Annotated in this window: 23 protein-coding genes; 5 read left to right on the forward strand and 18 right to left on the reverse strand. The window is 48.3% G+C overall.

The window, feature by feature from the left end:
• Positions 1-75: 75 nt before the first annotated feature.
• Together L2082_RS05140 and L2082_RS05145 are read right to left on the reverse strand one after the other, a co-directional pair.
• Entirely contained in the window at positions 76-999 is a 924-nt protein-coding gene (locus L2082_RS05140) for a bile acid:sodium symporter (protein WP_446008907.1), read from the reverse strand.
• Positions 1,000-1,271: 272 nt separating this feature from the next.
• A complete protein-coding gene (locus L2082_RS05145) occupies positions 1,272-1,472 on the reverse strand; it encodes a cold-shock protein (RefSeq protein WP_446008908.1) in 201 nt (66 codons plus the stop codon).
• A 688-nt stretch (positions 1,473-2,160) separates the two neighbouring features.
• Here L2082_RS05145 and L2082_RS05150 point away from each other — a divergent pair.
• Positions 2,161-2,460 carry a hypothetical protein gene (locus L2082_RS05150; protein ID WP_446008909.1) on the forward strand — a complete coding sequence of 100 codons (300 nt, stop codon included), beginning with the start codon at positions 2,161-2,163 and terminating at the stop codon, positions 2,458-2,460.
• Between the two features lie 214 nt (positions 2,461-2,674).
• Here L2082_RS05150 and L2082_RS05155 read toward each other — a convergent pair whose 3' ends face one another.
• From L2082_RS05155 to L2082_RS05220, 14 genes are all read right to left on the reverse strand, one after another.
• Entirely contained in the window at positions 2,675-3,934 is a 1,260-nt protein-coding gene (locus L2082_RS05155) for an IS1096 element passenger TnpR family protein (protein WP_446011504.1), read from the reverse strand.
• A gap of 106 nt (positions 3,935-4,040) precedes the next feature.
• Positions 4,041-5,630 carry a peptide chain release factor 3 gene (locus L2082_RS05160; RefSeq protein ID WP_446009684.1) on the reverse strand — a complete coding sequence of 530 codons (1,590 nt, stop codon included), beginning with the start codon at positions 5,628-5,630 and terminating at the stop codon, positions 4,041-4,043.
• Between the two features lie 263 nt (positions 5,631-5,893).
• Positions 5,894-8,251, reverse strand: a complete 2,358-nt coding sequence (locus L2082_RS05165; RefSeq protein WP_446009683.1) for an FAD-dependent oxidoreductase — start codon at positions 8,249-8,251, stop codon at positions 5,894-5,896.
• A gap of 17 nt (positions 8,252-8,268) precedes the next feature.
• Positions 8,269-8,982, reverse strand: coding sequence for a Fic family protein (locus tag L2082_RS05170; RefSeq protein ID WP_446009682.1), 714 nt, complete (start codon positions 8,980-8,982; stop codon positions 8,269-8,271).
• Positions 8,979-9,632, reverse strand: a complete 654-nt coding sequence (locus tag L2082_RS05175; RefSeq protein WP_446009681.1) for a hypothetical protein — start codon at positions 9,630-9,632, stop codon at positions 8,979-8,981. The genes L2082_RS05170 and L2082_RS05175 overlap by 4 nt, the downstream gene beginning before the upstream one ends.
• Before the next feature lie 6 nt (positions 9,633-9,638).
• Positions 9,639-10,115, reverse strand: a complete 477-nt coding sequence (locus tag L2082_RS05180; protein ID WP_446009680.1) for a Uma2 family endonuclease — start codon at positions 10,113-10,115, stop codon at positions 9,639-9,641.
• A 5-nt stretch (positions 10,116-10,120) separates the two neighbouring features.
• A complete protein-coding gene (locus L2082_RS05185; RefSeq protein ID WP_446009679.1) occupies positions 10,121-10,396 on the reverse strand; it encodes a hypothetical protein in 276 nt (91 codons plus the stop codon).
• Positions 10,377-10,673 (reverse strand): BrnT family toxin, encoded by a 297-nt coding sequence (locus L2082_RS05190; protein WP_446009678.1) that lies wholly within the window; start codon positions 10,671-10,673, stop codon positions 10,377-10,379. Before L2082_RS05190 ends, L2082_RS05185 begins: the two co-directional genes overlap by 20 nt.
• 118 nt (positions 10,674-10,791) lie before the next feature.
• Positions 10,792-11,172: a clan AA aspartic protease gene (locus L2082_RS05195; protein WP_446009677.1), complete on the reverse strand. Its 381-nt coding sequence runs from the start codon at positions 11,170-11,172 to the stop codon at positions 10,792-10,794.
• Between the two features lie 4 nt (positions 11,173-11,176).
• Positions 11,177-11,359 (reverse strand): type II toxin-antitoxin system MqsA family antitoxin, encoded by a 183-nt coding sequence (locus L2082_RS05200; protein WP_446009676.1) that lies wholly within the window; start codon positions 11,357-11,359, stop codon positions 11,177-11,179.
• Positions 11,356-11,769 (reverse strand): HEPN domain-containing protein, encoded by a 414-nt coding sequence (locus tag L2082_RS05205; protein WP_446009675.1) that lies wholly within the window; start codon positions 11,767-11,769, stop codon positions 11,356-11,358. The genes L2082_RS05200 and L2082_RS05205 overlap by 4 nt, the downstream gene beginning before the upstream one ends.
• Positions 11,753-12,097 (reverse strand): nucleotidyltransferase domain-containing protein, encoded by a 345-nt coding sequence (locus L2082_RS05210; protein WP_446009674.1) that lies wholly within the window; start codon positions 12,095-12,097, stop codon positions 11,753-11,755. The genes L2082_RS05205 and L2082_RS05210 overlap by 17 nt, the downstream gene beginning before the upstream one ends.
• 78 nt (positions 12,098-12,175) lie before the next feature.
• A complete protein-coding gene (locus tag L2082_RS05215; RefSeq protein ID WP_446011505.1) occupies positions 12,176-13,816 on the reverse strand; it encodes a glutamate synthase-related protein in 1,641 nt (546 codons plus the stop codon).
• The gene (locus tag L2082_RS05220; RefSeq protein ID WP_446011506.1) at positions 13,774-14,910 is read right to left on the reverse strand and encodes a class II glutamine amidotransferase; all 1,137 of its coding nucleotides are present in this window, start codon (positions 14,908-14,910) and stop codon (positions 13,774-13,776) included. Before L2082_RS05220 ends, L2082_RS05215 begins: the two co-directional genes overlap by 43 nt.
• A gap of 297 nt (positions 14,911-15,207) precedes the next feature.
• Between L2082_RS05220 and L2082_RS05225 the strand changes: the two genes are divergently transcribed.
• Both L2082_RS05225 and L2082_RS05230 read left to right on the forward strand, forming a co-directional pair.
• On the forward strand, positions 15,208-15,621 hold the full coding sequence (locus tag L2082_RS05225) for a caspase family protein (protein ID WP_446010859.1): 414 nt from the start codon (positions 15,208-15,210) through the stop codon (positions 15,619-15,621).
• Positions 15,618-20,075, forward strand: a complete 4,458-nt coding sequence (locus L2082_RS05230) for an nSTAND1 domain-containing NTPase (protein WP_446011507.1) — start codon at positions 15,618-15,620, stop codon at positions 20,073-20,075. The genes L2082_RS05225 and L2082_RS05230 overlap by 4 nt, the downstream gene beginning before the upstream one ends.
• A 69-nt stretch (positions 20,076-20,144) precedes the next feature.
• Here L2082_RS05230 and L2082_RS05235 read toward each other — a convergent pair whose 3' ends face one another.
• Positions 20,145-20,291: a hypothetical protein gene (locus L2082_RS05235; RefSeq protein WP_446011508.1), complete on the reverse strand. Its 147-nt coding sequence runs from the start codon at positions 20,289-20,291 to the stop codon at positions 20,145-20,147.
• A gap of 64 nt (positions 20,292-20,355) precedes the next feature.
• Between L2082_RS05235 and L2082_RS05240 the strand changes: the two genes are divergently transcribed.
• Both L2082_RS05240 and L2082_RS05245 read left to right on the forward strand, forming a co-directional pair.
• The gene (locus L2082_RS05240) at positions 20,356-20,583 is read left to right on the forward strand and encodes a type II toxin-antitoxin system Phd/YefM family antitoxin (RefSeq protein WP_446010964.1); all 228 of its coding nucleotides are present in this window, start codon (positions 20,356-20,358) and stop codon (positions 20,581-20,583) included.
• Positions 20,580-20,969 (forward strand): type II toxin-antitoxin system VapC family toxin, encoded by a 390-nt coding sequence (locus L2082_RS05245; protein ID WP_446010963.1) that lies wholly within the window; start codon positions 20,580-20,582, stop codon positions 20,967-20,969. The genes L2082_RS05240 and L2082_RS05245 overlap by 4 nt, the downstream gene beginning before the upstream one ends.
• A gap of 90 nt (positions 20,970-21,059) precedes the next feature.
• On the opposite strand, the gene L2082_RS05250 is transcribed toward L2082_RS05245, so the two are convergent.
• Positions 21,060-22,829, reverse strand: a complete 1,770-nt coding sequence (locus L2082_RS05250; RefSeq protein WP_446010962.1) for an esterase/lipase family protein — start codon at positions 22,827-22,829, stop codon at positions 21,060-21,062.
• Positions 22,830-22,960 lie beyond the last annotated feature (131 nt).

Raw genomic sequence — 22,960 nt, forward strand, 5'->3', positions numbered from 1 at the left:
ACAAAATATTTTTTGGTGACTATTTCGGGAGAGCTGAGAAGCTCTCCTTTTTTATTGCCTGTTATCAACTTCTTTTCAAACCCTTGCACGAAGCCGGGAGGCCAACACCGAATCAATAATCAGCTGGGTAAAATGAAAAAGCAGGCAGACTATCACGGCATTGCCTGTGTCCTGTGACAAACCAGCCAACACCGCTAAACTGACAGGCAGGGTTTTCTGGGAAGCAACAAAAAGCAGGGCCTTGCTATCTTCCGGGGTAAGTTGGAGCCATTTTGCAGCCTGGTTATTGATGACAAGGAGCAGGACATGAACCAGGGAGACTGATAAAAACACCGCAAGATATTGACCTGTATTGGTATGAAAAAATTCCTGTCTGGAAACAGCCAGCGATATATAGACAGCAAGAATAACACAGCTGGAGTTGATATAGCTCCAATGAGAAGAAACCTTTTGCTTATTCAGTACGGTTCGCAAGGTCTTTCCAAACACAAAGGGAAGCAGCACCAGCAGCAACATTTTGCTCAACAGGCCCCATTGGTTAATAGCCACTGGCCCGCTTGCCTTGAGACAGAGATGCAGCACTGGCGGCAGGGTGAGAATACCCAAGAGATTAAGACTGATGGTAAGCATCAGGGCTAAGACGGTATTACCACCACTTACTCCGGTAATCACGATACCGGAAGACAGGGTCGGCGGAACAGCGCAGATGATGAGCAGTCCAATAATGAGGGAAGAAGGCAAAGCCAGCAGGCTGCCAATGGCAAGGCCAAGCAACGGGGCCACAAGGAGTGAGATTACTGCTGCGGTCAGAAAAATTCGGAGAAGCCTGCTGTTCAGCGGGACTCCAGCGGTACCGGTCTGATAACCACTGACCAGGAAAATAATAATAATGGTAAACCTGATTCCGTAATAATCGGCAAGGACAATGCCTGTCTGGGGGATGATCAGAGCAGATATTGCGGCTATTATAAGCCCGACAGGGAGGAAATATTGACGCACTGGGATGGGTTCTCAGCTATAAACACTGAGCTTATGATCGGGAATGCCCGTCCAGGACGGATGCGGTTGACTAACACTTTTAATGCGTTGCTAGCGGCATCCATTAAAAATCTTTTAAAAATTTCCGCTTGATTTTCTTATTTTTTTATGACAGGAGTTGAGGAGTAAGGCATTAATGAATAGTTTTATACAAGGTGCTTCTGCAACAACCTCTTGTTTCGTAACCAGGCATGTCAGCCACGAAAACAAGAGATCTATCCCCTCATCTCGACTTACAGACCAACAACATTGTCCGCTGCAGGTCCCTTTGGCCCATCAACGATATCAAAGCTGACCCGTTGCCCTTCCTGCAGGCTCTTGAAACCTTGGGCCTGAATTGCTGAGTGATGGACAAAAACATCTTTGCCACCATCCTGCTCAATAAACCCAAACCCTTTAGAATCATTAAACCACTTTACTGTTCCTTCTGCCATTTTGTATACTCCTGTATAACTTGATTTCTCAATGAAATCTTTCTATAAAGACGGATGCAACCTTTGCAATCCGTTGTGCAAATCGCTTATGCGATCTGCAAGTTCTTGTATTTCTTGTGCGGAACAGCATGATCATCACACTCCCCGACTCTTCAGGATATTTTATCTGAACGCACAGGAAAGCCTGCTTATCATCCCCCTTTCTAAACCTTTTTCACAGCAAGGGGATGCAATTATATTCCAGGATGAAGACCATCTAAAGATAGTTAAAGCAAGAAACTTTAAAAGCACCAAGGGTAAGCCGGATTCATCATGATAACGATAAAGAAAAGAAAATGCTAAAAATTATCAGTTTATAATTAAAATATAAATTATACTCCTGTTAAGAGTAATTGCAATAAGTAAATCCAACAAACTTTTTTTTCTTTGTTTACCCAACCTCATCTAACGCCCCTCCTCTATCACGACCTTAATTAACGAGAAGCCGGTGGCAGCCGTAAAGTTTCCGATGAACACCGCAGGAATATGTCAGCGAGTCAAGGAAATACATCCCGAGACCTCGGGATTATTTTTCATAAAAGTGGGCTACCAACTTAAGCCGGGACAACATTAAAACTCGTCCCATGAAACTATCGCCTGGAGTCAAAAAAACTCTTTCATTACTCGTAAAATGTAACATATTTCCGTTATGAAAACACTAACGGAAAAAATACGATCTATCGGTAGTAGAATTTTTGCGGCTCTGGGGAAACCAGGCAAACTTACCTACAGACAACTGGCAAAAGAAGCGAATACGAGCAAAAGCAGTGCGTTTCGACAAGTTGAGGGAATTCAAAGAAGAAATGTCTATCCAGAATCTTTTTTGTGGGAACATGAAGAGGGATATGAATGGATTCGCAGGCATTTTTTTGCTACTTTGTTAATATTCGGTGTACAGCATGGAATAGGAGCGGACACTCTTTCTCTCTATTTCAGGGTACCAACTTAAGGTGGGACAGCCTGCAAAATCAGTCAATTGTGCAAACTATCATAGACTGTTCATCACGGCTCTTTTGTCAAACCTGGAGACCTCAAAGCCCGAACTTTTGTCCCGGCTTAAGTTGGCAGCCAGAATTTAGGGGAAGTTCACAGATAGAAATGGCAATGGCAAGCTGGTATTTTATTTATTTGTGGCTCCCTTAGTACTGAAGCTCTGCTTCTTTTCACCACTCATCATCATAATCCGGATACTGCTCAGGTGCCTTGCCGCGACGTTCAAGAATCACCGGTTCCGAACCATCAGTTGTATCTGCATCGGTTTCTTCCACCTGAACGAGAAACTCCCAACAATCGCCAAAATCAAAAAAGAAGATCATCTCCATGCCAGCATAGCATGAAATATTACCAAGGCGAGTGGCATCCGTAAACGGTTTTTCCTCCAACGCTGGATGACTTATATATTTTTTTAACCCATACGAATCGCTATAGATAAACTGATACAGGTGATCATTACCAAAATCAAAGGCCCTTAAAATCGCCTCTGCAAAAGCGTCAAAAGTAGACTCTCCTGAAAGAGCTATTTTTCTCCAGGATTTTCCCATTGATATTTTAACAACATGAACTCCTTTCTGAAAGGGTGCTTCAGGTGGCGTCAATGTGGTGTTCCAGTCAGTACAATACGGCTGAACCACTTTCGTCCATTCTTTAAAAGCAGCCGCCTTCATTTCCTCAACCGATGTTTCATCACCCCAGGTCTCATCCATTGTTTGTCGATTTACTGCATAGATACTTTCCAGAACAGCCTTTCCCCAGTCTGTGGGCGTAATGCTTTTAACGCACCATCCTTTCCCTTGCTCTGGTTCTCCATCCTGTATGGTCACAAAGCCGAACAATTCCAGCAAAGCCAGGGAATGATGGCCTGGTGTATATCGCAGTCTGTTTTCTTTCCCTCTGTCTCCTGCTATCTGGGCACCCTTCTCAGGCAGTTTGATAAAATAGTTCAAAGTTCTGGCCAGATAATCAAATGCCCCAAAGCTCTCCCGCTCCCCAAGGATTGCATCACTTCCCCTGCACCACCATGCTTCAAACAGAGAAAAATACTGTTCAGCTGGAGTGAGCTTTTGCCAAAGCTGAACCAGAGATGGCTCAGATACCAAACGGCATTTTTTCCCTGTACCAGCAATTTTTCCTATTCCAGAAGCTCGAACAAGCAAATACAGGGCATTAATATGCGGATAGGATTTTTGCACAGGACGTTTCAATTTCAGGGTAACTGGGTGAGAAAGTTGGGTGTTGAGTTCCGCAAGCTGGGCCATTGGTAAATGCTTTTTCACTCCAGAAACAGGGACCCCTTTTTCTCCGAGAAGTGCGAGTATTTTTTTAAAGTCTTGTAAAAGAGTCCCAGGACCGTTCTGGCTAATGGTCTGTTTCTTGAAGATATCTTGTTGAACAGATGAGAGGGTAAATGTTGTTTTTTCAGGCATAATTAACCAGATGTAATAGTAGTTAATGTATTATCGTATCGGTCTTCAACGCACAAGCTCCAGCCCGGAACCCCTGGGAACCTTATACTGAAACGCAGCTTCCTGTTCAATTATGTTCACGGGTAGTATGAAAGACTATCTCCGGGAACAGCTCAGCCGTATGATTCAATCGCCATTGTCCATCAGCCAAAAAAGCCAGGTGCCCTTCTGCGTCAAGGGCCAGGTTACCCTGATTCTTGGCTTCAAAGGCTTTAAGGGTTTTCGCATCATCGCAGGTGACCCAGCGGGCAAGGCTGTACTGCACAGTCTCATAGATAGCATCTACGTTATATTCAGCCTTGAGCCGGGCCATGGTCACCTCAAACTGAAGTACGCCTACAGCGCCGAGGATATAATCACTGCCCATGATCGGTCGGAAAAGCTGGACCGCCCCTTCCTCAGCCATCTGGACCAACCCCTTATGAAGTTGCTTGGTTTTGAGGGGATCCTTTAAAAGCACCCGACGAAAATGCTCAGGCGCAAAATTGGGAATGCCGGTAAATTTAAGTTGCTCTTTATCAGTAAAGGTGTCACCGATCTTAATGGTGCCGTGGTTATGGATACCAATGATATCTCCGGGATAGGCCACATCCACATTAGCCCGGTTCTGGGCCATAAAAACCGTGGCCTTACTGAGATTGATATCTTTGCCCAGGCGATGATGCTTGACCCGCATACCACGGGTGAATTTACCAGAACAGATGCGAAAAAAGGCAAGTCGATCACGATGAGCCGGGTCCATATTGGCCTGTATTTTAAAAGTAAAACCACTAAAGGCCTCTTCATGGGGATACACCTCACGGGAAACCGCATTACGGGGGCCGGGAGCCGGAGAAAGCTCAACAAAATTATCCAACAGCTCTTTGACACCAAAATTATTAATAGCACTGCCAAAAAATACCGGGGTCTGACCTGCTTTGAGATAATCCTCATAGGAAAAAGGATTGGCTGCACCGTGCAGCAACTCCACATCTTCACGCAACTGCTCGGCATCAGTCTTTCCCAGGATTTCATCCAGGCGAGAATCATCCAGCCCTTTGACGATGACCCGGTCCTCGGGCCGGGTTTCCTGACTGGGGGTAAAAAGACTGAGTTCATTGCGGTGCAGGTCATACACACCTTTGAACTCCTTGCCCATACCAATGGGCCAGGACAGAGGCGCACATTCGATCTGGAGTTTCTCCTCAATATCTCCCAGAATATCCAATGGGTCCATCCCGTCCCGGTCAAGCTTATTGATAAAGGTGATAATCGGAGTGTTGCGCATCCGACAAACCTCCATAAGCTTGGTGGTCTGTGACTCTACGCCCTTGGCCGAATCAATCACCATCAGGGCGGAATCCACAGCCGTAAGCACCCGATAGGTGTCTTCGGAAAAGTCCTGATGGCCTGGGGTGTCCAGCAGGTTGATCTCAAAATTCCGGTAATTAAATTTCATCACAGAGGTGGTCACAGAAATACCACGCTCCTGCTCAATGGACATCCAGTCACTGGTGGCGTGGTTGGATGTCTTGCGGGATTTCACAGCCCCGGCCATTTTGATGGCCCCACCAAAGAGGAGGAGTTTTTCAGTCAGGGTGGTCTTACCTGCATCGGGATGGCTGATAATACCAAAGGTGCGCCGTCTTTCTATTTCTTTTTTCAGCTTGCTGCTCACAAAGAATACCTTATCGGCTTAACCGATGGTTAGGGTTATATGTATATATTTTCCAGAGCGTTTTCCCCGCTCCCTTTGCTTAATGGTCTTGAAAAAAGCAAAACACACTGTCCGTTCAATAATTCGTGCAATTGGCAGGAAAAATACCGCCTTTTTCTTTTTTATGCAAGAACACGCCCTTTCTCAACGTAAAAAGGGTTCAGACATCTGCTTAGCAGACATCCGAACCCTTTCATCTTCACAGTTCCGAAATATGCGGTAATTTAATATGGTCGCATAGTCCAGATACCACAGGGGCAAGTATCCGCACAGAACCCACAGGCAATGCATTTGTTATCATCAGACACATACTCAAACTTCACCCCACCAGGCTCTGCCGGTTCAACCTCGCGCCGGGAAATGGCATGGGTTGGACATATAGTTTCGCAGAGGTGACAATCACGGCAGGAGCCACAGCTCAGGCAACGGGCGGCCTGCTGGCTCTCAGTATCACCCTTTTCCTCTGCCGGATCATAATGAGCAATGGTCAGGGCTTCATACTGAATGAGCTTTTGCGTAAAAGGCTTCCACTCTTTGTCGCCCAAAACAGAGGCAAGATACTCGGCTGTTCGCTTGGCTGCTCCCAAGGCATTGGTGGCCAGACCAGGACGTTCAACATCGCCCACAGCCAGGATCTTTTCATCAGAGGTTCGACCGGCATCATCTGTCTTAATCCAGGAACCACCTGCAATCTCAACCGTCTCAACGCTCTCCGGCAGGAAGGAAAGTTTGGGTATATCACCGATAGAAATAATCACGGTTTGGGCAGGAATCAACTCATCCTTATCTGTAACCAATCCTTGTTCAGTGACTTCTTTAGTCATGATTGGCCACTTAAAAGTCGCACCCAAGGCCTCAGCAGCATCACGTTCTTTCCCAAAGGCCAGAGGTTTTTGGATATCCACCAGGGTCACTTCCTCAGCTCCGAGGCGATAGCATTCCGCTGCCACATCACAGCCCACATTGCCAGCCCCGATGATTACGACCTGTTTGCCAGTCTCCATAGGGGAGTCGCTCTTAGCTGCCTTGAGATAATCCAGAGCCGGGATAACTTGCTCATGTCCTGTAAAGGGGATGATTTTAGGTTGATGAGTACCAACAGCTACAATTACATAGTCATATTCTGCCTTGAGCTCTTCCAGCTTTTCCCTGGTCATTTCCACACCAAGGTTGGCAATAATCAGCTCATTCTTGAGGAAACGCTGAACCTCCATCTGCCAAACCGCTTTGGTCAGCCGTTCCCAGGGAATGGTCTGGGCCAGCTTACCACCCAGTTCTTTGCTGCGCTCAAAGATATGGGTCTCAATACCTGCAAGGGCAAGATGCCAGGCAGCACCCATACCAGCCGGACCACCACCGATAATAGCGACCTTATGACCGGTAGCGGGGTTACATTGGGGCGGATCCACATTATGCACTGCCTGGCCAAGTACAGCAACATCAATGGAGTAATCTATTTTTTGGCGAGAACAATTCTGAATGCAGAGATTGGGGCAGATGGTGCCGCAGACCGAAGCCGGAAAAGGCGTATAGCGCAACAACATCTCGTAGGCCTCGTCATTCCTGCCCTCGCGAATCAGACGCAAACGATCAATGGTCGGAATGTGCATGGGGCAGTAATAGGTGCAGGGTGCTGCTGAATCACGGTTCACCCACCAGGGTCTGCGTCGTCGCATATCACCGGTTTCCACCACCCCGATCAAAGAGCGGTCCAGTCCCGGAGCCAAATCACGCAAAGGGTCACCACCACCAAAGCCGTTGTTCCAGATACGAGCGGCAAACTCGGACATAGCCATAGGGCCGGAAAACATCACGGCCCGTTCCTGGGCTGTCACTGCGGTGAGCAGGTTCCATTCATCCCTGATGCTCAGGATTTCGAGCAGTTCCAGGCGATCAATGGACTCTAAATAGCCGGGTAAGCCTTCCATGAGCCACTGCCATTCCTCATCCGTAGGTTTGGTCAATTTAGCGTTCCTTCGGGAATAACTATCATCGGTCTTGCCGCGAAAATACACTTTGCCGCCAACCATACCCACGCAGGGGCGGTAGCCCAGGATATTTTCCGGGGATTTTGCCTCAAGACCACAAATGACTGCAATACCACCGCAGTTAAATTCAGCAAAGGTATCCCCCACTGAACCCAGCACCCACATCTCCGGCTTTTCATGCTCCGGGTTCCACTTGGTCATGGTCAGACCGCGAGCACCGATGGAACCGCCGATCATCACCCGCCCACCGGCCATGGCGTTGCAGACACCGTTGGTGGCATCGCCTTTGACAATAATATCTGCCCCGATGTTCAGGTAGCCCACATCGTCTGAGGCTGAATCTTCGCAGATAATGGTGGAACCAGGCATGCCCATGCAGCCCATTCGCTGTCCTGCTGGACCGGTGACCCGAATGGTCAGGGGACGGTCTACATTACCGAGCCGCAGGCCGATATTATGCTGCCCAAAAGACTCCAGAATCAGCTCGTCGGCATCAGCCGCAGCACCGCGTACCTCTTCTTCGAATATCTTGGAGTTCAGGCGCCGACCATCGGCGTCTTTGCCGCTAACTGTTAGTATTTTTCGCTCACTCATAGGTATTAAATCAGTGCTTATGGGCGGTGCCCGTGTATCTGTGTTTCTTTCATTATGTTGATAACTTTCTCATCCAGGCAGGAACGAAGAAAACTGTTCATCGCCTTTTGATTGCCGGTTGCGTAAAATGCAAGCATCAGCCGGTTGAATTCCAATTGCCGTTTTGCCGGAAGATTAATCGCCGGGTAGCCATTATTCAAGAGAAAACCGTTCATCATGAAACGGCCCATGCGCTTATTGACATCATAGAAAAACTGACACCGTGCCATGGTGAGAAAATAAAAAATCGCCCGGTCATACACGTCCGCAATTTGCTCTGCCTCGTCAACCATCTTGGCAAACATCTCAGAAAGTTGGTCTGCTGGCGGCGGGTTATAGTCTGTTCCTGCAATGGTCACTCCACCGGATCGGAACTGACCCCATTCCAAGGCATCTTCTCGTGCTGCAATCCCATGCAGCGTACAGGCCATCTCAGCAGTAACGGCAAACTGATCATTTTTCACCAAGGCAAAGACTTCCTGCCAAGCATTGGACTGATTTAAGACAACCTGCTGATCACTGATTTTATGCCCGCCAACCGTGATGCCGTCCAGCAGGGTCTGTACTTCCGGCAGGGTGTAGTTGATGCCTTCAAGATTCACTGCATCACAGACCAGCTCGGCTAGCTGCCGTTTGGCCAGCATCAATGCCTTGGCCTTGTCAGGCGGCATGTTCCAGTGGGAATCTTTCATGCCACGCTGATCTGCGAATCAGATTCAATTATCTTATCAATTAAAAGCTGAGTATGGCGCAGGATGCCAACAATCTGGAAGATATCATCTTTTGTCGCATCATAAGCCAAACTTTCCGTGTATGTCTTTCCTTCCAGCAGCACGAAATACCAATGCCTGCCGATGATATAGGCCCCGTAAATCGGATGAGGTCGGCTGTTCAGGGTCTGCGCAGCAATCATCTCCGCCAATAACTGCCCAAGTGGATCATTGGAAGTATCCAGTTGCTTCTTATATTCGTGGAGAAAAAAGACCGGTTTTTTGGGAAACTGGGTCCCCGAGGCCACCAGAAAATCAACAATGCCCCAAAGTCTCTTCTCCTCAGCATAACTTACAGACAACTCCCGTTCCAGGAAAGGTCGGTAGGAAGGCTGATAAAAATCTATAAAATCCAGGAGGAAAGCAATGAAGTATATCTTTAGTTCTTCTTCATTCCAATCGTGGACATGAATACGAAGCTTTTTTCCCAGCTGCCGAAGCCGGTTAGCCTCGTCATCAGATACATTCTGGATATCGGTCAGCCAAGCCTGAAACGTCGGATTGTCCTGCACAGAAGAAATCCCGAATTCTTCCTCAATATCCTGCTTTGTCCATTGGGAAAAGGGCTTCATAGTAGTTTATTTATATTGCAGGTTGACAGGCTCTTTTGTGAGCGTTGAATGGGTCATTTGACCATCACGGGAAAAATGGCTGACATTTCCGTCATCCGCGCAGATCCATACCTCCACAGCTCCTTTGGCGAGATAGAGCTTAATTTTTTCGTCCATTTCCTCCCGGCTGTTGGATGGACTAACAATCTCAATACATATTTCCGGTGCTTCTTCGTAAGGAGTGGTCTCGCCGTTCCGCCGCATGAACGCATCCGATGCCCAAGCTACATCAGCGACTTTTACACCATCATCGGTTTTGATAGAGCATTCTGCAATCACACGACCGGCGGGAAGTTTGCTGCGGAGGTAGACAACAGCCTCTGACTGAAGAATGCCGTGATGATTGCTGGCCGGACTCATCAAAATCTTGCCCCATTTATTCAGCTCAATTTTAAATGGGAGATTCTGCAGATACGGATTCGCTATGACGCTTGCCCAGTTCATAAAACTCAAACAGGGTTATTCGGTATCAAGCTGATTAACCCGCGCAAGGCTTGGTTAACGCTCTCCGAGTCGGGAAAATATTTACGCACATCTGGGGTCAGCAGCACAGCCCCGTCTTCCAAGGTAAAATACTGGGTGGCAACGCTACCGTCTTCCTGCTGAATTCTGACTGTATGGCCTTCCTGATAAGCACGATAATATTTGCCGCGAACGCCTTTTTTACCGCTGAGATCATATTCGGGCAACATATCTTTTTTTTCTTTACTCTGCTGTTTCTTCATAAAATTTCCGCTCCATATTTGTTGCTTTGCGGCAGCTTATGATGCGAATTAGAACTTCTTTCCCCGCCTCTTGTTCTGTATGCACAACCAACAAGGTTCGACTATGACCGGAACTGCCTATACTGATATATCGTTCTTCGATTTCTGAATGCAACTCATCGGGATATGTCAGGAGCAACGGATCATTAAAAACGGTCTTGGCCTCCTCAAAACTGACATAATGTTTTGTCAGATTGCTTTGGGCTTTCTGTTTATCCCATTCAAAAACGAGTTTCATAAGAATAGCCTATAATCGGATCAATGCCCCATTTATTCAGCCTAATCTTAAAGGGGAGATTCTGAAGATATGGATTCGCTATGACGCTTGCCCAGTTCATGGTTTTCTGTTTTTATCGTTATTTAACCCGTGCATGAGGGATATTCGGACTGGAGGGATCGACAGTTACCTCTCTTCGGGCCGGGCATACGATCAGATCCATATCTTCCATAGGCAGTGCACCGAGCAAGACTTCATCTCCTAAAACCAATGCCCCGACAAAACACATTCTTTTGCCAAAAGTAATCCGTACAGGCCCGACATAAGGAACATTCATGCTGCGACCGTCTGCCACTGAAACCTCACGTATGGACTCTGATTCGAGCTTGAGCTGCAATGCAATGTGTTCAGGGATACAGAGCATCAGTGCCCCGGTATCAGCCAAAGCCTTTACCTGGATAGGTTCCAGGTCAGGTTCTCTCGGGTTAGTGAGAGTAATTTCAGCAAATACGTGTCCCATTGAATTACCTTTTAGGCTTTATCCATTCAAGTTCATGAAGCGTATCAGCCGTCAAATAACTCTCTTTGCATTGAGAACAATAAATAGCTGGAATATTTTCAATGACAATAAGACGTTCCTGTTTTTCATAACTTCGAGTTACATAACGAATCTTTGGGCTATCTTTTCCGCAAATATCACAAGTCATTTTTCTGTCCGCTCGCAATTGTCGGCTAAATATTCTTTAATATTTTTATTGATCTCAGTTGCGATTTTGAAGAATTCTTCAGCAATTTCTTTTGATGGCTTGCCATCTGGCAGGAAACCCATATCCATCGGATAACGGGAATCAATGTACAGCTCGTTGATTTGATCAAAAAGTTCCTGGTCAACAGAGAGTTCGATATAATTTTCTATTTTTCCTCGAAGAGTTATAATATTATGAATTTTCGGCACAGCTCCTTCTTTTTCTTCCAAGACAGCCTTGATGCTTTTTTCTATCGCCTGCTGGGAATGAAAGGCGACCATGTTGGTCAGATGCTCATTACCAATAATTTCCTGTATAAGCATCAGATCGTCTCCGGCAGAATTCAGCCAGTATTCAGTCTGTTTTTTCATACAGTATTTTTCCGGTCTTCTTTATTTCATTGCAGAATGAGTTTTCACTTTTCAGGACAACCTCGTACTCTCCTCTCGTATATACCAGCAAATCAATAGGTATTTCTTTGCTTAAATTGTAAATTTTTCTGCGAACCAATAATTTGTTTCGCATTTTCTCGCCATAATTTTTTGCTATGCCCAAAGAATTCAGCACGACAAGTAAATCAAGGTCGCTGTCTTCTGAATAAGCATCTGTAGCATACGATCCGAACAAAATAATTTTATAGGGATCTGCCTTTTTAATATTTTTTACGATTTCAGGAAGGTATTCTCTTTTGTCTTCCATGTGTGTTACTAAAATAACAATAGATTATAACAATCTACACCACCGTCATAAACACGGCAGTGTAGACAAATTCAACCATCAACAGGCGTACTTAATCCCCAGCCGCTCTGCCGCATCCGCATCATCAATGGTGAGCGCATCGGACATGCCGATAGGCAGGCTCTGCGAACGTCCAAGCGGGGCCATAATCTTCTTCATCTCTGTTTGGATAGAAGAAAAGGTATCAGCAACCCGCTGGGCCACATCATCAGGGTCCAGCCGCCGGAACAGTTTCTCATTCTGGCTGGTAATACCCTTGGGACAAATACCCACATTACAGACATTGCAGCGGCCCAGCTCATTGCCGAGGCAGCCAGCACAGGCCTGCATGATGTATTTACCGATATGAACACCGGAGGCACCGAGCATGATCAGGGCCATACCGTTCTGGGTCACATTGCCGTTCTTGCCCACACCGCCAGCGGCAAAGATCGGGATTTCGTTCTGGCGACCCTGGGCGACCAGCTCCTGATAGCATTCACGCAGGTTGGAGGCGATGGGATAGCCTGTCGCATCCATAGAAACATTGTAGGCCGCACCGGTTCCGCCGTCAATACCGTCGATCAGCAGGCCAGAGGCGTAAGGATTACGCACCAGGTTGTTGAGCACGGACTTGGCCGAAGTGGACCCGGAAATCTTGGGATACACCGGAACCCGAAAATTAAAAGCCATGGATAGGGTCTGGATCATCTTCATAACACTCTCTTCAATAGAGTAGAGTGTCTGATGCACCGGCGGCGAAGGCAGGTCAACGCCTTCCGGTACCCCGCGCAGGCGGGCGATGAGTTTGGAGACCTTGAACCACATCAGCAGACCGCCGTCACCGGGCTTGGCTCCTTGGCCGTACTTGATCTCAATGGCTGCGGGATCACATTGCATCTCCGGGATAGCGCGGATGATCTCATCCCAGCCAAAATAACCGGAAGCGATCTGGAGGATGATGTACTTGAGAAAAGGGCTTTTCAGCACCCAAGGCGGACAACCGCCTTCGCCTGTGGCCATAACCACGGGAATTCCCAGAACCTCATTACAATAGGCCACACCCTGAAGCAGACCAAGCCACATATTAGGGGACAAACCACCAAAGGACATGGAACCGATCACAAAGGGAAAGATCTCCCGTGTAGGCGGAATCCATTCACCAGCGGCCTTGCGGCGGATGTATTCTTCCGGTGGCAAAACCCGACCGAGAATGGTGTTGGTGTTGAACTCGTGCCGGCCTGCATCCAATGCCGGATCAGTGAGCATGGAGATTCTACCAAAGGAAAGACGATCCAGGATGGTTTTTCCCGGAGCATTACGGCGACCACCGCGTTTCCAGGAATCACCTTTCTGATCCATATGAAAACGAGAACGATGCTCATTGGGATTGGGCACCGGACCAATGGCCTCGTTGGGGCAGACAGAGGAGCACATGCCGCAGCCGATGCACATCTTGTCTACTTCGGTATTCTGGCGAATGCCAACAAAATGACGGTACTCGTTACCGCGCTTCTTTTTCAGGATATCCAGCTTGGGGACTCTCTGCCTGCGGTAGGTCAGATAGATAGCCTGTTTGGGACAGACTGCTGTGCATTGCCCACACAGGGTGCAACGATCCTCACGGTGTTCTATAATCCACGGCAGATCGCTGAATGTCAGGCTGCTTGGCTGAGTGTAAACTGATCGAACTGAGACCATATCTGAAGTTCCTTTCTTTCGGGTGGAATAATGACTGTATGTTCACGCATGGGCTGAAAATCCAAGGTAGGATCGCGATCCGGAACCAAGGCTTCGACGCCGCACATCTCTGAGGCAATGGCCCAGGCACCGGGACGACCGCCCACCGTGGCAGGACGGAGTTTTTTCGCATCCATAGCCAACATGCAGGTTTCATCAGGCAGGGTGCCGATCACCGCATTAGGGCCGTCAATGATCAGGCGGCGGCAGGATGTGCGCAGGCCCTTGAGGAAATCCCCCTGGGGATGGGCATCCAGTTCCTCGCTTTTCAACGGAGTGATCACATGCTTATAGGCCGCCAGAGGCAGGTCAAGCTTTTTCGTCACATAATGGAGGATATGAGCAAAGACCTCGGAGTCAGACTGATAGCCCATATAACCGGGGATATTCTTGCCTTCCAGCCATTCCTTGATCGGGATAAAGGCGGTGTTTTCGCCGTTGGTCATGGTGGCGATACCTTGTATAAAGAAGGGATGACAGGCGTACAGGTTGATCCCGTAATTGGTGTTCTGTCGCCCCTGGGCCATAACCACTCGGGCCTTGATCCGGTCATCGTTCAACCCCAGAGCATCACCGACCTCCAAGGGCCAACCCACTTCCTTAATGGTCACCACATCAGGCCAAAAAGAAAAGACGGTCAAATCATTGCCGTGCTCTTCTCCATTCCTGCGAAGAAAAAGACGGGTCTGCATAAGCCGCTCTTCCAGTTCCTTCTCGGTCAGCCCTTCTGGTTTTTTATACACCCGGACAATGTACTGATAACGATCCTTGGACTCAATAAGATCTGCATTGACCTTAAAGCGGTGGTCATAGTCCTGCTCAAACCCACGCTCTTCCATGAGCCGTTGCAGGCGCCGGACAGCGGCCTCAGTATGGGCGATACCGGACAGGATGACCTGCTCTTCCTTTTTATATTTATAATCCTCAAAACTGACACCGCGCAGCAACAGTCCGAGACCGCTACCGTCATATCCCTCCTGCATGGCTTCCATGCCGTTCAGCACCTCATACGGTGAAAAGGGTATATCTGCGGTTTTCAGGGCTAATCGACACATAAAATGACTCCCGGAAATTCTCTCATGCTCGTTTCTTTCAATAGGAAATTGCACCGAGTTTCATGGTAAAATTTTCGTAAATTTCACCATCGGCACAAAAAAAATACTTGACAATACAAAAAAAGATGCGATTTGTCAAACGGAAAGAGAGCGACTGCTCTGTGGCCGCTTTCAAGGCATCTCCAGCCGATTGCCTGTTATTATGGGCTTCATCAGTTTGTCTTTCTTCTCATCATGACATACAATACCACAACGTAGAAAAAGTCGTTAAGGTGCTAAAAAACGGAGGAGCACATCATGGCGGATACTCAAAAACAGCAAGATCGCGGACTGAAGCGTAAAAATGATTCTTCGAGCAACGACAAGTCCTCGAAATTTCAACGCAGCTTCGCCGTTGTTATCGGGATAGACAAGTATATCAACAGCATTCCTCCCCTGAGCACGGCAGTCAACGACGCCCAAGGACTGACCGATATATTGAAAGGAGAAGAGCACGGCTACGAGGTGATATTGCTCACCGATGAAGAGGCCACATTGTCACGCCTTGAGAAGCTGTTCTGCGAGAAACTTCCCGAGAAAATCGGCAAAGATGACCGCCTGCTGGTCTACTTTGCCGGGCACGGGGTCGCGACAGACGGAGATGACGGCCCGGCAGGTTTTCTGATTCCCCAGGACGCCAAGCGGGAAGCCAGTTCACCTTTTTTCCCATGACCGAGCTGCATGAGGCATTAGAAGCGTTGCCCTGCCGACATATGCTGGCGATTCTTGACTGCTGCTTTGCCGGAGCCTTCCGCTGGTCCAGCAAGCGCGACTTTCAGCCCTTACCTCCTGTCATCTATAAAGAACGTTATGACCGCTTTATCCGCGATGCGGCCTGGCAGGTGATCACCTCTGCGTCCTATGATCAGAAAGCTCTGGATATCCTCTCCGGCACTATGCGCGGTGAACAAGATGCCCGACAGGGGCAACAGCATTCGCCCTTTGCCCTGGCTCTGTTCGATGCCCTGGGCGGTGCAGCTGATACCACCCCGAAAGACGGCGACGGCGTTATCACTGCCACAGAACTCTATCTCTATCTCCGGGATGAGGTTGAAGTACCCGCTGAAGAGCTGGCCGCTCACCGGCAGACACCCGGACTCTGGCCCCTCAACCGGCATGAACACGGTGAGTTCATCTTTCTGGTGCCGGGACATGAACTCAACCTGCCGCCAGCTCCTGATCTGACCGAAAAAAACAACCCTTACAAAGGGCTGTCTCCGTATGAGAAAGGTGACAGCGAGCTGTTCTTCGGGCGCACCGACTTGGTTAAAAAACTGAAACGGCGGGTCGCAAAGCTGCCGTTCACTGTGGTGTTAGGGGCTTCCGGTACGGGCAAGTCCAGCCTGGTCAAGGCGGGTCTGCTGCCTGCGTTGGAGCATGGTGCAAATAAAGAAAAGCAATCAGCGGAAGAGAACGATGCCTCTCAACCTTCATCCTGGTTCATTCTGGAAAGGGTGACGGAGAAGGACGGGAAAAAGAAAAAAGAAGTTATGCGACCCGGTGCAAATCCGCTGGCGACTCTGCGCAGCCTGCTCATAAATGATCTGCCAGGTGTGCGACCGGAACGAAAGGGAGGAGCCACGCCAGCCGGAATGATCGGGCAATGGCGCAAAAAAAATCCAGGGCTAAAACTGCTGCTGGTCATTGACCAGTTCGAAGAACTCATCACCCTGTGCCGTGAAGAGCAGGCACGGAAAGACTTCATTCGTGAGCTGAGGCAGGCTTTGGATGAGCACAGCAAGGTGCTGCGCATTGTCCTCACTCTGCGTTCTGATTTTGAAGCCCAAATTTCCCAGAATTATCTCAAGGAATGCTGGCGGCAGAATTACCGCTTTGTCGTGCCGCCCATGACCCAGGACGAACTGCGGGAGGTCATCGAAGAACCCGCCTCGCTGCGAGTGCTCTATTTTGAACCGCGCAACTTAGTTGATGACCTGATCAACGAGGTCGTTCAGACCCCCGGTTCTCTGCCCCTGCTTTCCTTCACCCTCAGTGAACTGTATCGCCGTTATGTGAAACGGCAGAAGGATGTGAAACAGCAGGACGGCAACCGTGCTCTGACGAAAGCTGATTATGAAAAGATGGGCGGCATCATCGGTTCGCTACGCAGTCGTATTGAACAGAAGTATAACGAGCTTGATGTCGCTCAGAAAAAAACTTTGCGCCGCATCCTGCTCCGTATGGTTGCCTTTGAGGGCGGCGAGCTGACCCGAAGACAGGCTCCAGAGTGGGAGTTCACTTACCCTAGTGTGAAAGAAACCAAGGAGGTAAAGGAGCTTCTCAAAGGACTCACCAAAAACCGCCTTATTGTTGTTGATGAACGTAACGATGCCAAAGGAAAGGCTGAACCTTACTATGAAGCGGTTCATGACTCCCTGATTGTCGCCTGGGACAAGATGTTCGAGTGGCGGGACAATGAGGCCGAGAAGATGTTGCTGCACAGGCAGCTGACACGGGCGGCGGGGGATTGGAAGCGCGGCGAGAATGAAAAAGAGCGGAAGGCACTGCTTTGGGATAATAGCCCGAGGCTGTTGCGGGTGCAGGAGTTTCTTGAGCAAGAGGATTCCGGCGACATGGGTGACGGCACGAAGGTTGAGAGGAAGCAGCGGAGTTTTCGATTATTGAGGCAATTCTACAAAAATCTGTTTCCTTCGTTTGCGCCTCTTGATCAGCATGTCTGGTTGAATCGGGTTGAGACGGACTTTGTGAGGCGGAGTGTTGAGAGGAAGCGGAATTGGACACGGGGAGTTTCTGTATTCATATCGGTTATTATTGTGACCCTGATAGCTGCTTGGTGGATAACAAATGATGCACGTATAGAAGCGAAAAATCAACAAGGACGTGCTGAAACTGCGCGTGATGAGGCAGACAAGGAAAGGAAAAATGCTGTCTCGGCATTGAACAAAGCCAATAACAATATCGGGTTGGCTTTGAATGAAAAGGGAAAAGACGCTGAAGATAGACGATGTAATGCTTTTACACATTTCTATTCACTCCATGCCTTAACAAAAATTTCCAAAGAAAAAGAAGAGGCATATGGAGAAGCTTTATTGCGTGCCTTGGGCAATCCAGTACAGCTACCGGTGGTTACGATTGCTATAAATTCATCGCATGATTTATGGATACAATACTTAGAAGATACGGCTCCAATTTTCCTGCCTGATGACCGTACCTTGGCCACAGATACAGGATTCTGGGATGCGGTCACGGGAAAAGTTGTCAATGCTGACGATGAGACTCACGCCTTCTGGGATATGATCGTTGAGCTAAGATCAAGAAAAGAACCTTGGGATTCACTAGGTCTCCTACCTGAAAAATCAGCAACTATGCTTAAACGATCATTGGAAGCAGATAGAGTGGGAGCGGCACCTTTAGTGAACATGGCCCTTTCACCTGATAATCGCATTCTCGCAGCAGGTTATTACGACGGTTATTCGTCCGCTTGGGATGTACTCAATGGCAGACGCTTACTGGCCAGCAAAAAATTTGGAAGAAGCATTGCCTTTTCACCGGACGGAAATGTCTTGGCTACAGGCCCTATTCTTTGGGACATCACCACAAGCAATCGGCTGTTGGAACTGAATTTAGCTGGATACAAGACAACTTTTTCTCACGATGGACTTACCCTTGTAACGTCATCAAACGACACTGCCTACCTATGGGATATTTCTGCATATAACCGACAGATCGCCGTCCTGAAAGATAATCTTGCAACCAGCATGACGTTTTCATTCGATGGTCGTATGTTAGCCACAGGGTCCGGTGGCAATACTATTCATCTCTGGGATACTGCCACAGGAAAATCCTTTAAGACACAGACTGTAGATAATCATGTAGAAACCTTATCTTTTTCACCTACTGATTACATTCTTGCCGCTGCCATTTCTGACAATACTGTTGTTCTTTTGGATGTATCTACAGGTAATTTATTAAGAATCCTTCATGTGGAGAAAACGTCTGACCAAGTGGAGACCGGGAACGAACTCGACGTGAAAAGCATGGTCTTTTCTCCTGATGGTCATATGATAGCTACAGGCTTATCGAATGGTATAGTTGTCATATGGAATACCGTTATGGGCAACCGTTTAATGACATTGACTTTAGGACAAGGAAACAAAACAGAGGAGGACGTAAGAGAGGTGATCAGTGTTGCTTTTTCACCTGATGGAAATACACTGGCTATAGGCTCAAGTAACGGAGATATATTTTTTTGGGATATAGCCACTGGTAAACTTTTACGAAATGTGACTTGGGAGGAAAAGGATGAATGGAACGAAGCACGTCAGCTTAAGATAAACGACATGGCTTTTTCTTCCGATGGTCACACTTTGACCACAGTTTCTTATATGACCTGCACTGATAGCAATATTGCCACTTGGGATGTGGCTACAGGCAGACTCCTTAGAGAAATAACGTTAGATGAGACTCTAGAGAATACAGGTTTGACCGGAGTAGCCAGTATTGCTTTTTCGCCTAACACTCGCACCATAGCCACAGGTTCATGTATAAACAACGCGAACCTCTGGGATACAGCTACAGGTAACCTCCTGCTTTCTCTGGACTCGTCTCTGTTTTTAGAAATCGGCGGGGATGGAGGAGAACCCGTTATGGAACGTGTTGTTTTTTCCCCTGATGGTCGCACGTTAGCCACAAGTTCGGGGAACGGTGTGACCACACTATGGGATCTGGAAAATAACCTCAACAAGTGGTCTGGTATCTCTCTTGATAAGAATGGCGAGTACAAAATAAATAGTGAGCTGCCCTACAAATTAGAGGGAAGTAATCTTGTTCCAGAGCCAGAAAGCGATCTATATAAAAGCCCTGCCCACTGGAGTCGCCACCATCCCTTCCACTGGCTTCAAAAAGCCGAAAAGGGCGACAACAATGCCATGCTGCAAATCGGCATCATCTACGACCGCAATAACGACATCACCCGCGCCCTGCGCTGGTACAAAAAAGCGATTCAAGCGGGTAATGAGCGAGCCAAAGAGCAACAAAACCGTCTTGTACGCTGGATGCAAAGCCAAGAAAACCGCAATACCGTCCCCGGACCGTTCATGAAATCCCTTTGCGCAGCACGAGCCGAGTTTGGCTTGCCTAATAACGCCCTAAAGTTTTGTGAGTAGATTTTAAAAATCAGGGAGAGGGCAGAACAACCTCCGCCCTCTCCTGAGTTGAGATCAAAGCCCCATCTCTCACCACTCCACCTTCCCCAAAGCCCGCAACCCAGCCTCAGAAACAAAATAATTCATATGATGACAATCCACCACTTCCTTCACCGGCACAGGCTGCCGCGCATCCGCGCCCTGACTGAACAAGGGGTACTGCTGGATTATTGGCAAGTTATGTGCTATGATGAAAAATGATTGAAAAGAAGACGATAAAAATGCAGACAACGAGGTCATTATGGCGCAACTTAATCTTACCGAAGCAAAAACACATTTTTTCGAGATGATTCAAAAGGCCCTCCTCGGCGAAGAAATGATCATCACCGACGAACACCGACCGTTGGTAAAAATTGTTCCCCTGTCAGCACCCGAAAGCAGGAGAAAACCGGGGTCCGGCACCGGTCAGTTGCTCTATATGGCGGACGACTTTGATGCCCCTCTTGAAGATTTCGAGGAGTATCAATGAAAAAGCTCCTGCTTGATACCCATACCTTTCTCTGGTGGGTGGAGAATTCTCCGCAACTTTCCGACAATGCTCTCAATATAATACAGGATATTGAAAATGAATGTTTTCTCAGCCTTGTCAGCAGTTGGGAAATGTCGATCAAGGCCGGTATCGGCAAGCTGAAGCTCACCTGCTCTGTTCAGGAATATGTCCCGCAGCATCTGGCGGCAAATCAGTTCAGGCAGCTGGACATATCCTTCCGCCACGTAACCGGAGTGGAGTCGCTGGAACTCCATCATCGGGATCCTTTTGACCGACTTCTTGCCGCTCAGGCCCTTGAAGATAATCTGATCCTTGTTTCAGCGGATCGTATTTTCGACCGCTACGGGGTGGAGCGAGTCTGGTAGCGGCGTCTCTGACTCCTGACCGGAATGAACAACGACAGCCCATCCCGGTGTCTTTCTCTCAAGGCTGTTTCCCGATGTTCAGCTCTTCTCTCACCACTCCACCTTACCCAATGCCCGCAACCCGGCCTCAGAAACAAAATAATTCATATGATGGCAATCCACCACCTCCTTCACCGGCACAGGCTGTCGCACATCAGGCACCCCCTGAATACTGTCTAAGGCCACCGCAATATCATGCCCGGCATCATCATACATAGCCTCAAACAACCTTCCTTTACCCACCTTAGCTATCAACTTCGCCATCAGCCCGTCATTTTGAGTATCATAGCGGCGGACATCCCCGGCCAGGACGGTATAAGGAATCCCCGGATCATCCCCGGCATTCAGCTTCTGAATAAACTCGGAACCCGGATTCATCTGCTCCAAAGTTGGCGTGACCTTCTTCGAGCGTCCGAGCACGGTCAATAATCCTGCGCCGAACGGCGCAAAAGGAACAAAAAAGTTCATGGCCCAGGTTGTTAGCACACCGGTCAGATTGCGTGCCGAGCCAATTTTGCCAAATGGTGAACCGACATTGGGGGTGCCGCACATCACCAGATGATCGACCATCTTATTGCCTGCCTCATTCTCAATAAAGAAACGGGAAACCAACCCTCCCATAGAATGAACGAGCAGGGTCAGCCGCTTATCATCCTGCTCGTGCAGACCGACATCATGCAACTGCATCTTCATTTTTAGAGCCGTTTGCTCAATTTTGGTGCTCAGGTTCTCATAATCATAAGTCAGCACTAAGTCGAATTTCTTATCAAGAGATGTTCCGCCCACATCTTTGGCCTGCATCAGGCCCTGGGCAATACCTTCGGTATCGCCGATGATACCGTGAACCAGCAGAAGAACATTATTCGCTGCCGCAACCTTGTCAGCCACGCCCTCCCGATGCCGAACAACTGAACCGTCGTTACGAAATTCAACCCAACGGAGCAGATTTACATTATCCTTCTTCAGATAGGTCTTGAAAAAGTAGAGTTTCAGGGCCTTGCCAAGACTGCGGCAATGATCTGGGATGCCCTCCGGGATATGGTCAATATGGATCAGGGTTTTCCCGTCAGCATCCTTTTCCGGTTCTCCGGCCAGCAGGATATGTTCACCGTCAAAGGTCAGGGGCAGGATGTACTCTTCCTCAGCCAGTCCGAAATCCAGCTCAATTTCCAGAGGATCATTTTTAAGCTCTTCATCCCCCTTAATATTGTTCAATTCCAGGATACTTTCCGTCCCGCCTCGCATGTTTGAATCCCTTGAAAAACTCAGTAGCTCTAGTCCCTGCCGCTCAAGAGCCCTATAGAAATCAGAATCACTGCCTGCACTCCGGCTGCCGGGATGCACTCCGCTGAGGCTGACATCAGCCTGTAACGAGGAATGCCCCTTGATGGTAATTTTCTGCGGTCTGACATTCTCCCCTGGACTGGGACCGACAGATCGGGTGGCCCTGGCAGGCTGTGTTTCCGGTTGTGTAGCATGTCTGCCATCACGGGCTACGTCGCGACCAGCAGTAGGTTGAACAGGTTGTCCTGTAGATACAGATATCTTTTGGTCAACAACGGTGAAATCTTCAGTGCTCACCTGGGCAAGCTGCCGCACTAGGGTAACGCGGATGGTCTTGGTAAACCACTCGTTTGTATATTTCTTCCGCTCCTTGCTTTTGCCTAGCCCTTTAAATGCACCCTTTTGGACATTACCGATCTTTATTCCCTCCTGCTCCAAGAGGAAACCATCAATCTTTTCAGTGCTAACAATCAATTGAAAAACATGGCTTGCCTGGTCGCCTTCCTCCTCATCCAGAGTTAATGTATCGTCCTCCATGACAAATTCAAACGTAACCGTTCACCCCCCTCATTCCACACAAAAAAAGATTGGACAAAAAAAGAAGATCACGATAGTTTAAGGGTCACAACGTTTTTTACGAGATCTATCCACGTTCTGAGTTCGCATGC

This window comes from Candidatus Electrothrix sp., assembly GCF_052785085.1.

Bases quoted from the DNA above. Each gene is read 5' to 3' on its own strand.
- L2082_RS05145 (WP_446008908.1), bottom strand. From the start codon at position 1,472: ATGGCAGAAGGAACAGTAAAGTGGTTTAATGATTCTAAAGGGTTTGGG.
- L2082_RS05150 (WP_446008909.1), top strand. From the start codon at position 2,161: ATGAAAACACTAACGGAAAAAATACGATCTATCGGTAGTAGAATTTTT.
- L2082_RS05155 (WP_446011504.1), bottom strand. From the start codon at position 3,934: ATGCCTGAAAAAACAACATTTACCCTCTCATCTGTTCAACAAGATATC.
- L2082_RS05165 (WP_446009683.1), bottom strand. From the start codon at position 8,251: ATGAGTGAGCGAAAAATACTAACAGTTAGCGGCAAAGACGCCGATGGT.
- L2082_RS05170 (WP_446009682.1), bottom strand. From the start codon at position 8,982: ATGAAAGATTCCCACTGGAACATGCCGCCTGACAAGGCCAAGGCATTG.
- L2082_RS05175 (WP_446009681.1), bottom strand. From the start codon at position 9,632: ATGAAGCCCTTTTCCCAATGGACAAAGCAGGATATTGAGGAAGAATTC.
- L2082_RS05180 (WP_446009680.1), bottom strand. From the start codon at position 10,115: ATGAACTGGGCAAGCGTCATAGCGAATCCGTATCTGCAGAATCTCCCA.
- L2082_RS05185 (WP_446009679.1), bottom strand. From the start codon at position 10,396: ATGAAGAAACAGCAGAGTAAAGAAAAAAAAGATATGTTGCCCGAATAT.
- L2082_RS05190 (WP_446009678.1), bottom strand. From the start codon at position 10,673: ATGAAACTCGTTTTTGAATGGGATAAACAGAAAGCCCAAAGCAATCTG.
- L2082_RS05195 (WP_446009677.1), bottom strand. From the start codon at position 11,172: ATGGGACACGTATTTGCTGAAATTACTCTCACTAACCCGAGAGAACCT.
- L2082_RS05200 (WP_446009676.1), bottom strand. From the start codon at position 11,359: ATGACTTGTGATATTTGCGGAAAAGATAGCCCAAAGATTCGTTATGTA.
- L2082_RS05205 (WP_446009675.1), bottom strand. From the start codon at position 11,769: ATGAAAAAACAGACTGAATACTGGCTGAATTCTGCCGGAGACGATCTG.
- L2082_RS05210 (WP_446009674.1), bottom strand. From the start codon at position 12,097: ATGGAAGACAAAAGAGAATACCTTCCTGAAATCGTAAAAAATATTAAA.
- L2082_RS05215 (WP_446011505.1), bottom strand. From the start codon at position 13,816: ATGGTCTCAGTTCGATCAGTTTACACTCAGCCAAGCAGCCTGACATTC.
- L2082_RS05220 (WP_446011506.1), bottom strand. From the start codon at position 14,910: ATGTGTCGATTAGCCCTGAAAACCGCAGATATACCCTTTTCACCGTAT.
- L2082_RS05225 (WP_446010859.1), top strand. From the start codon at position 15,208: ATGGCGGATACTCAAAAACAGCAAGATCGCGGACTGAAGCGTAAAAAT.
- L2082_RS05230 (WP_446011507.1), top strand. From the start codon at position 15,618: ATGACCGAGCTGCATGAGGCATTAGAAGCGTTGCCCTGCCGACATATG.
- L2082_RS05240 (WP_446010964.1), top strand. From the start codon at position 20,356: ATGGCGCAACTTAATCTTACCGAAGCAAAAACACATTTTTTCGAGATG.
- L2082_RS05245 (WP_446010963.1), top strand. From the start codon at position 20,580: ATGAAAAAGCTCCTGCTTGATACCCATACCTTTCTCTGGTGGGTGGAG.
- L2082_RS05250 (WP_446010962.1), bottom strand. From the start codon at position 22,829: ATGGAGGACGATACATTAACTCTGGATGAGGAGGAAGGCGACCAGGCA.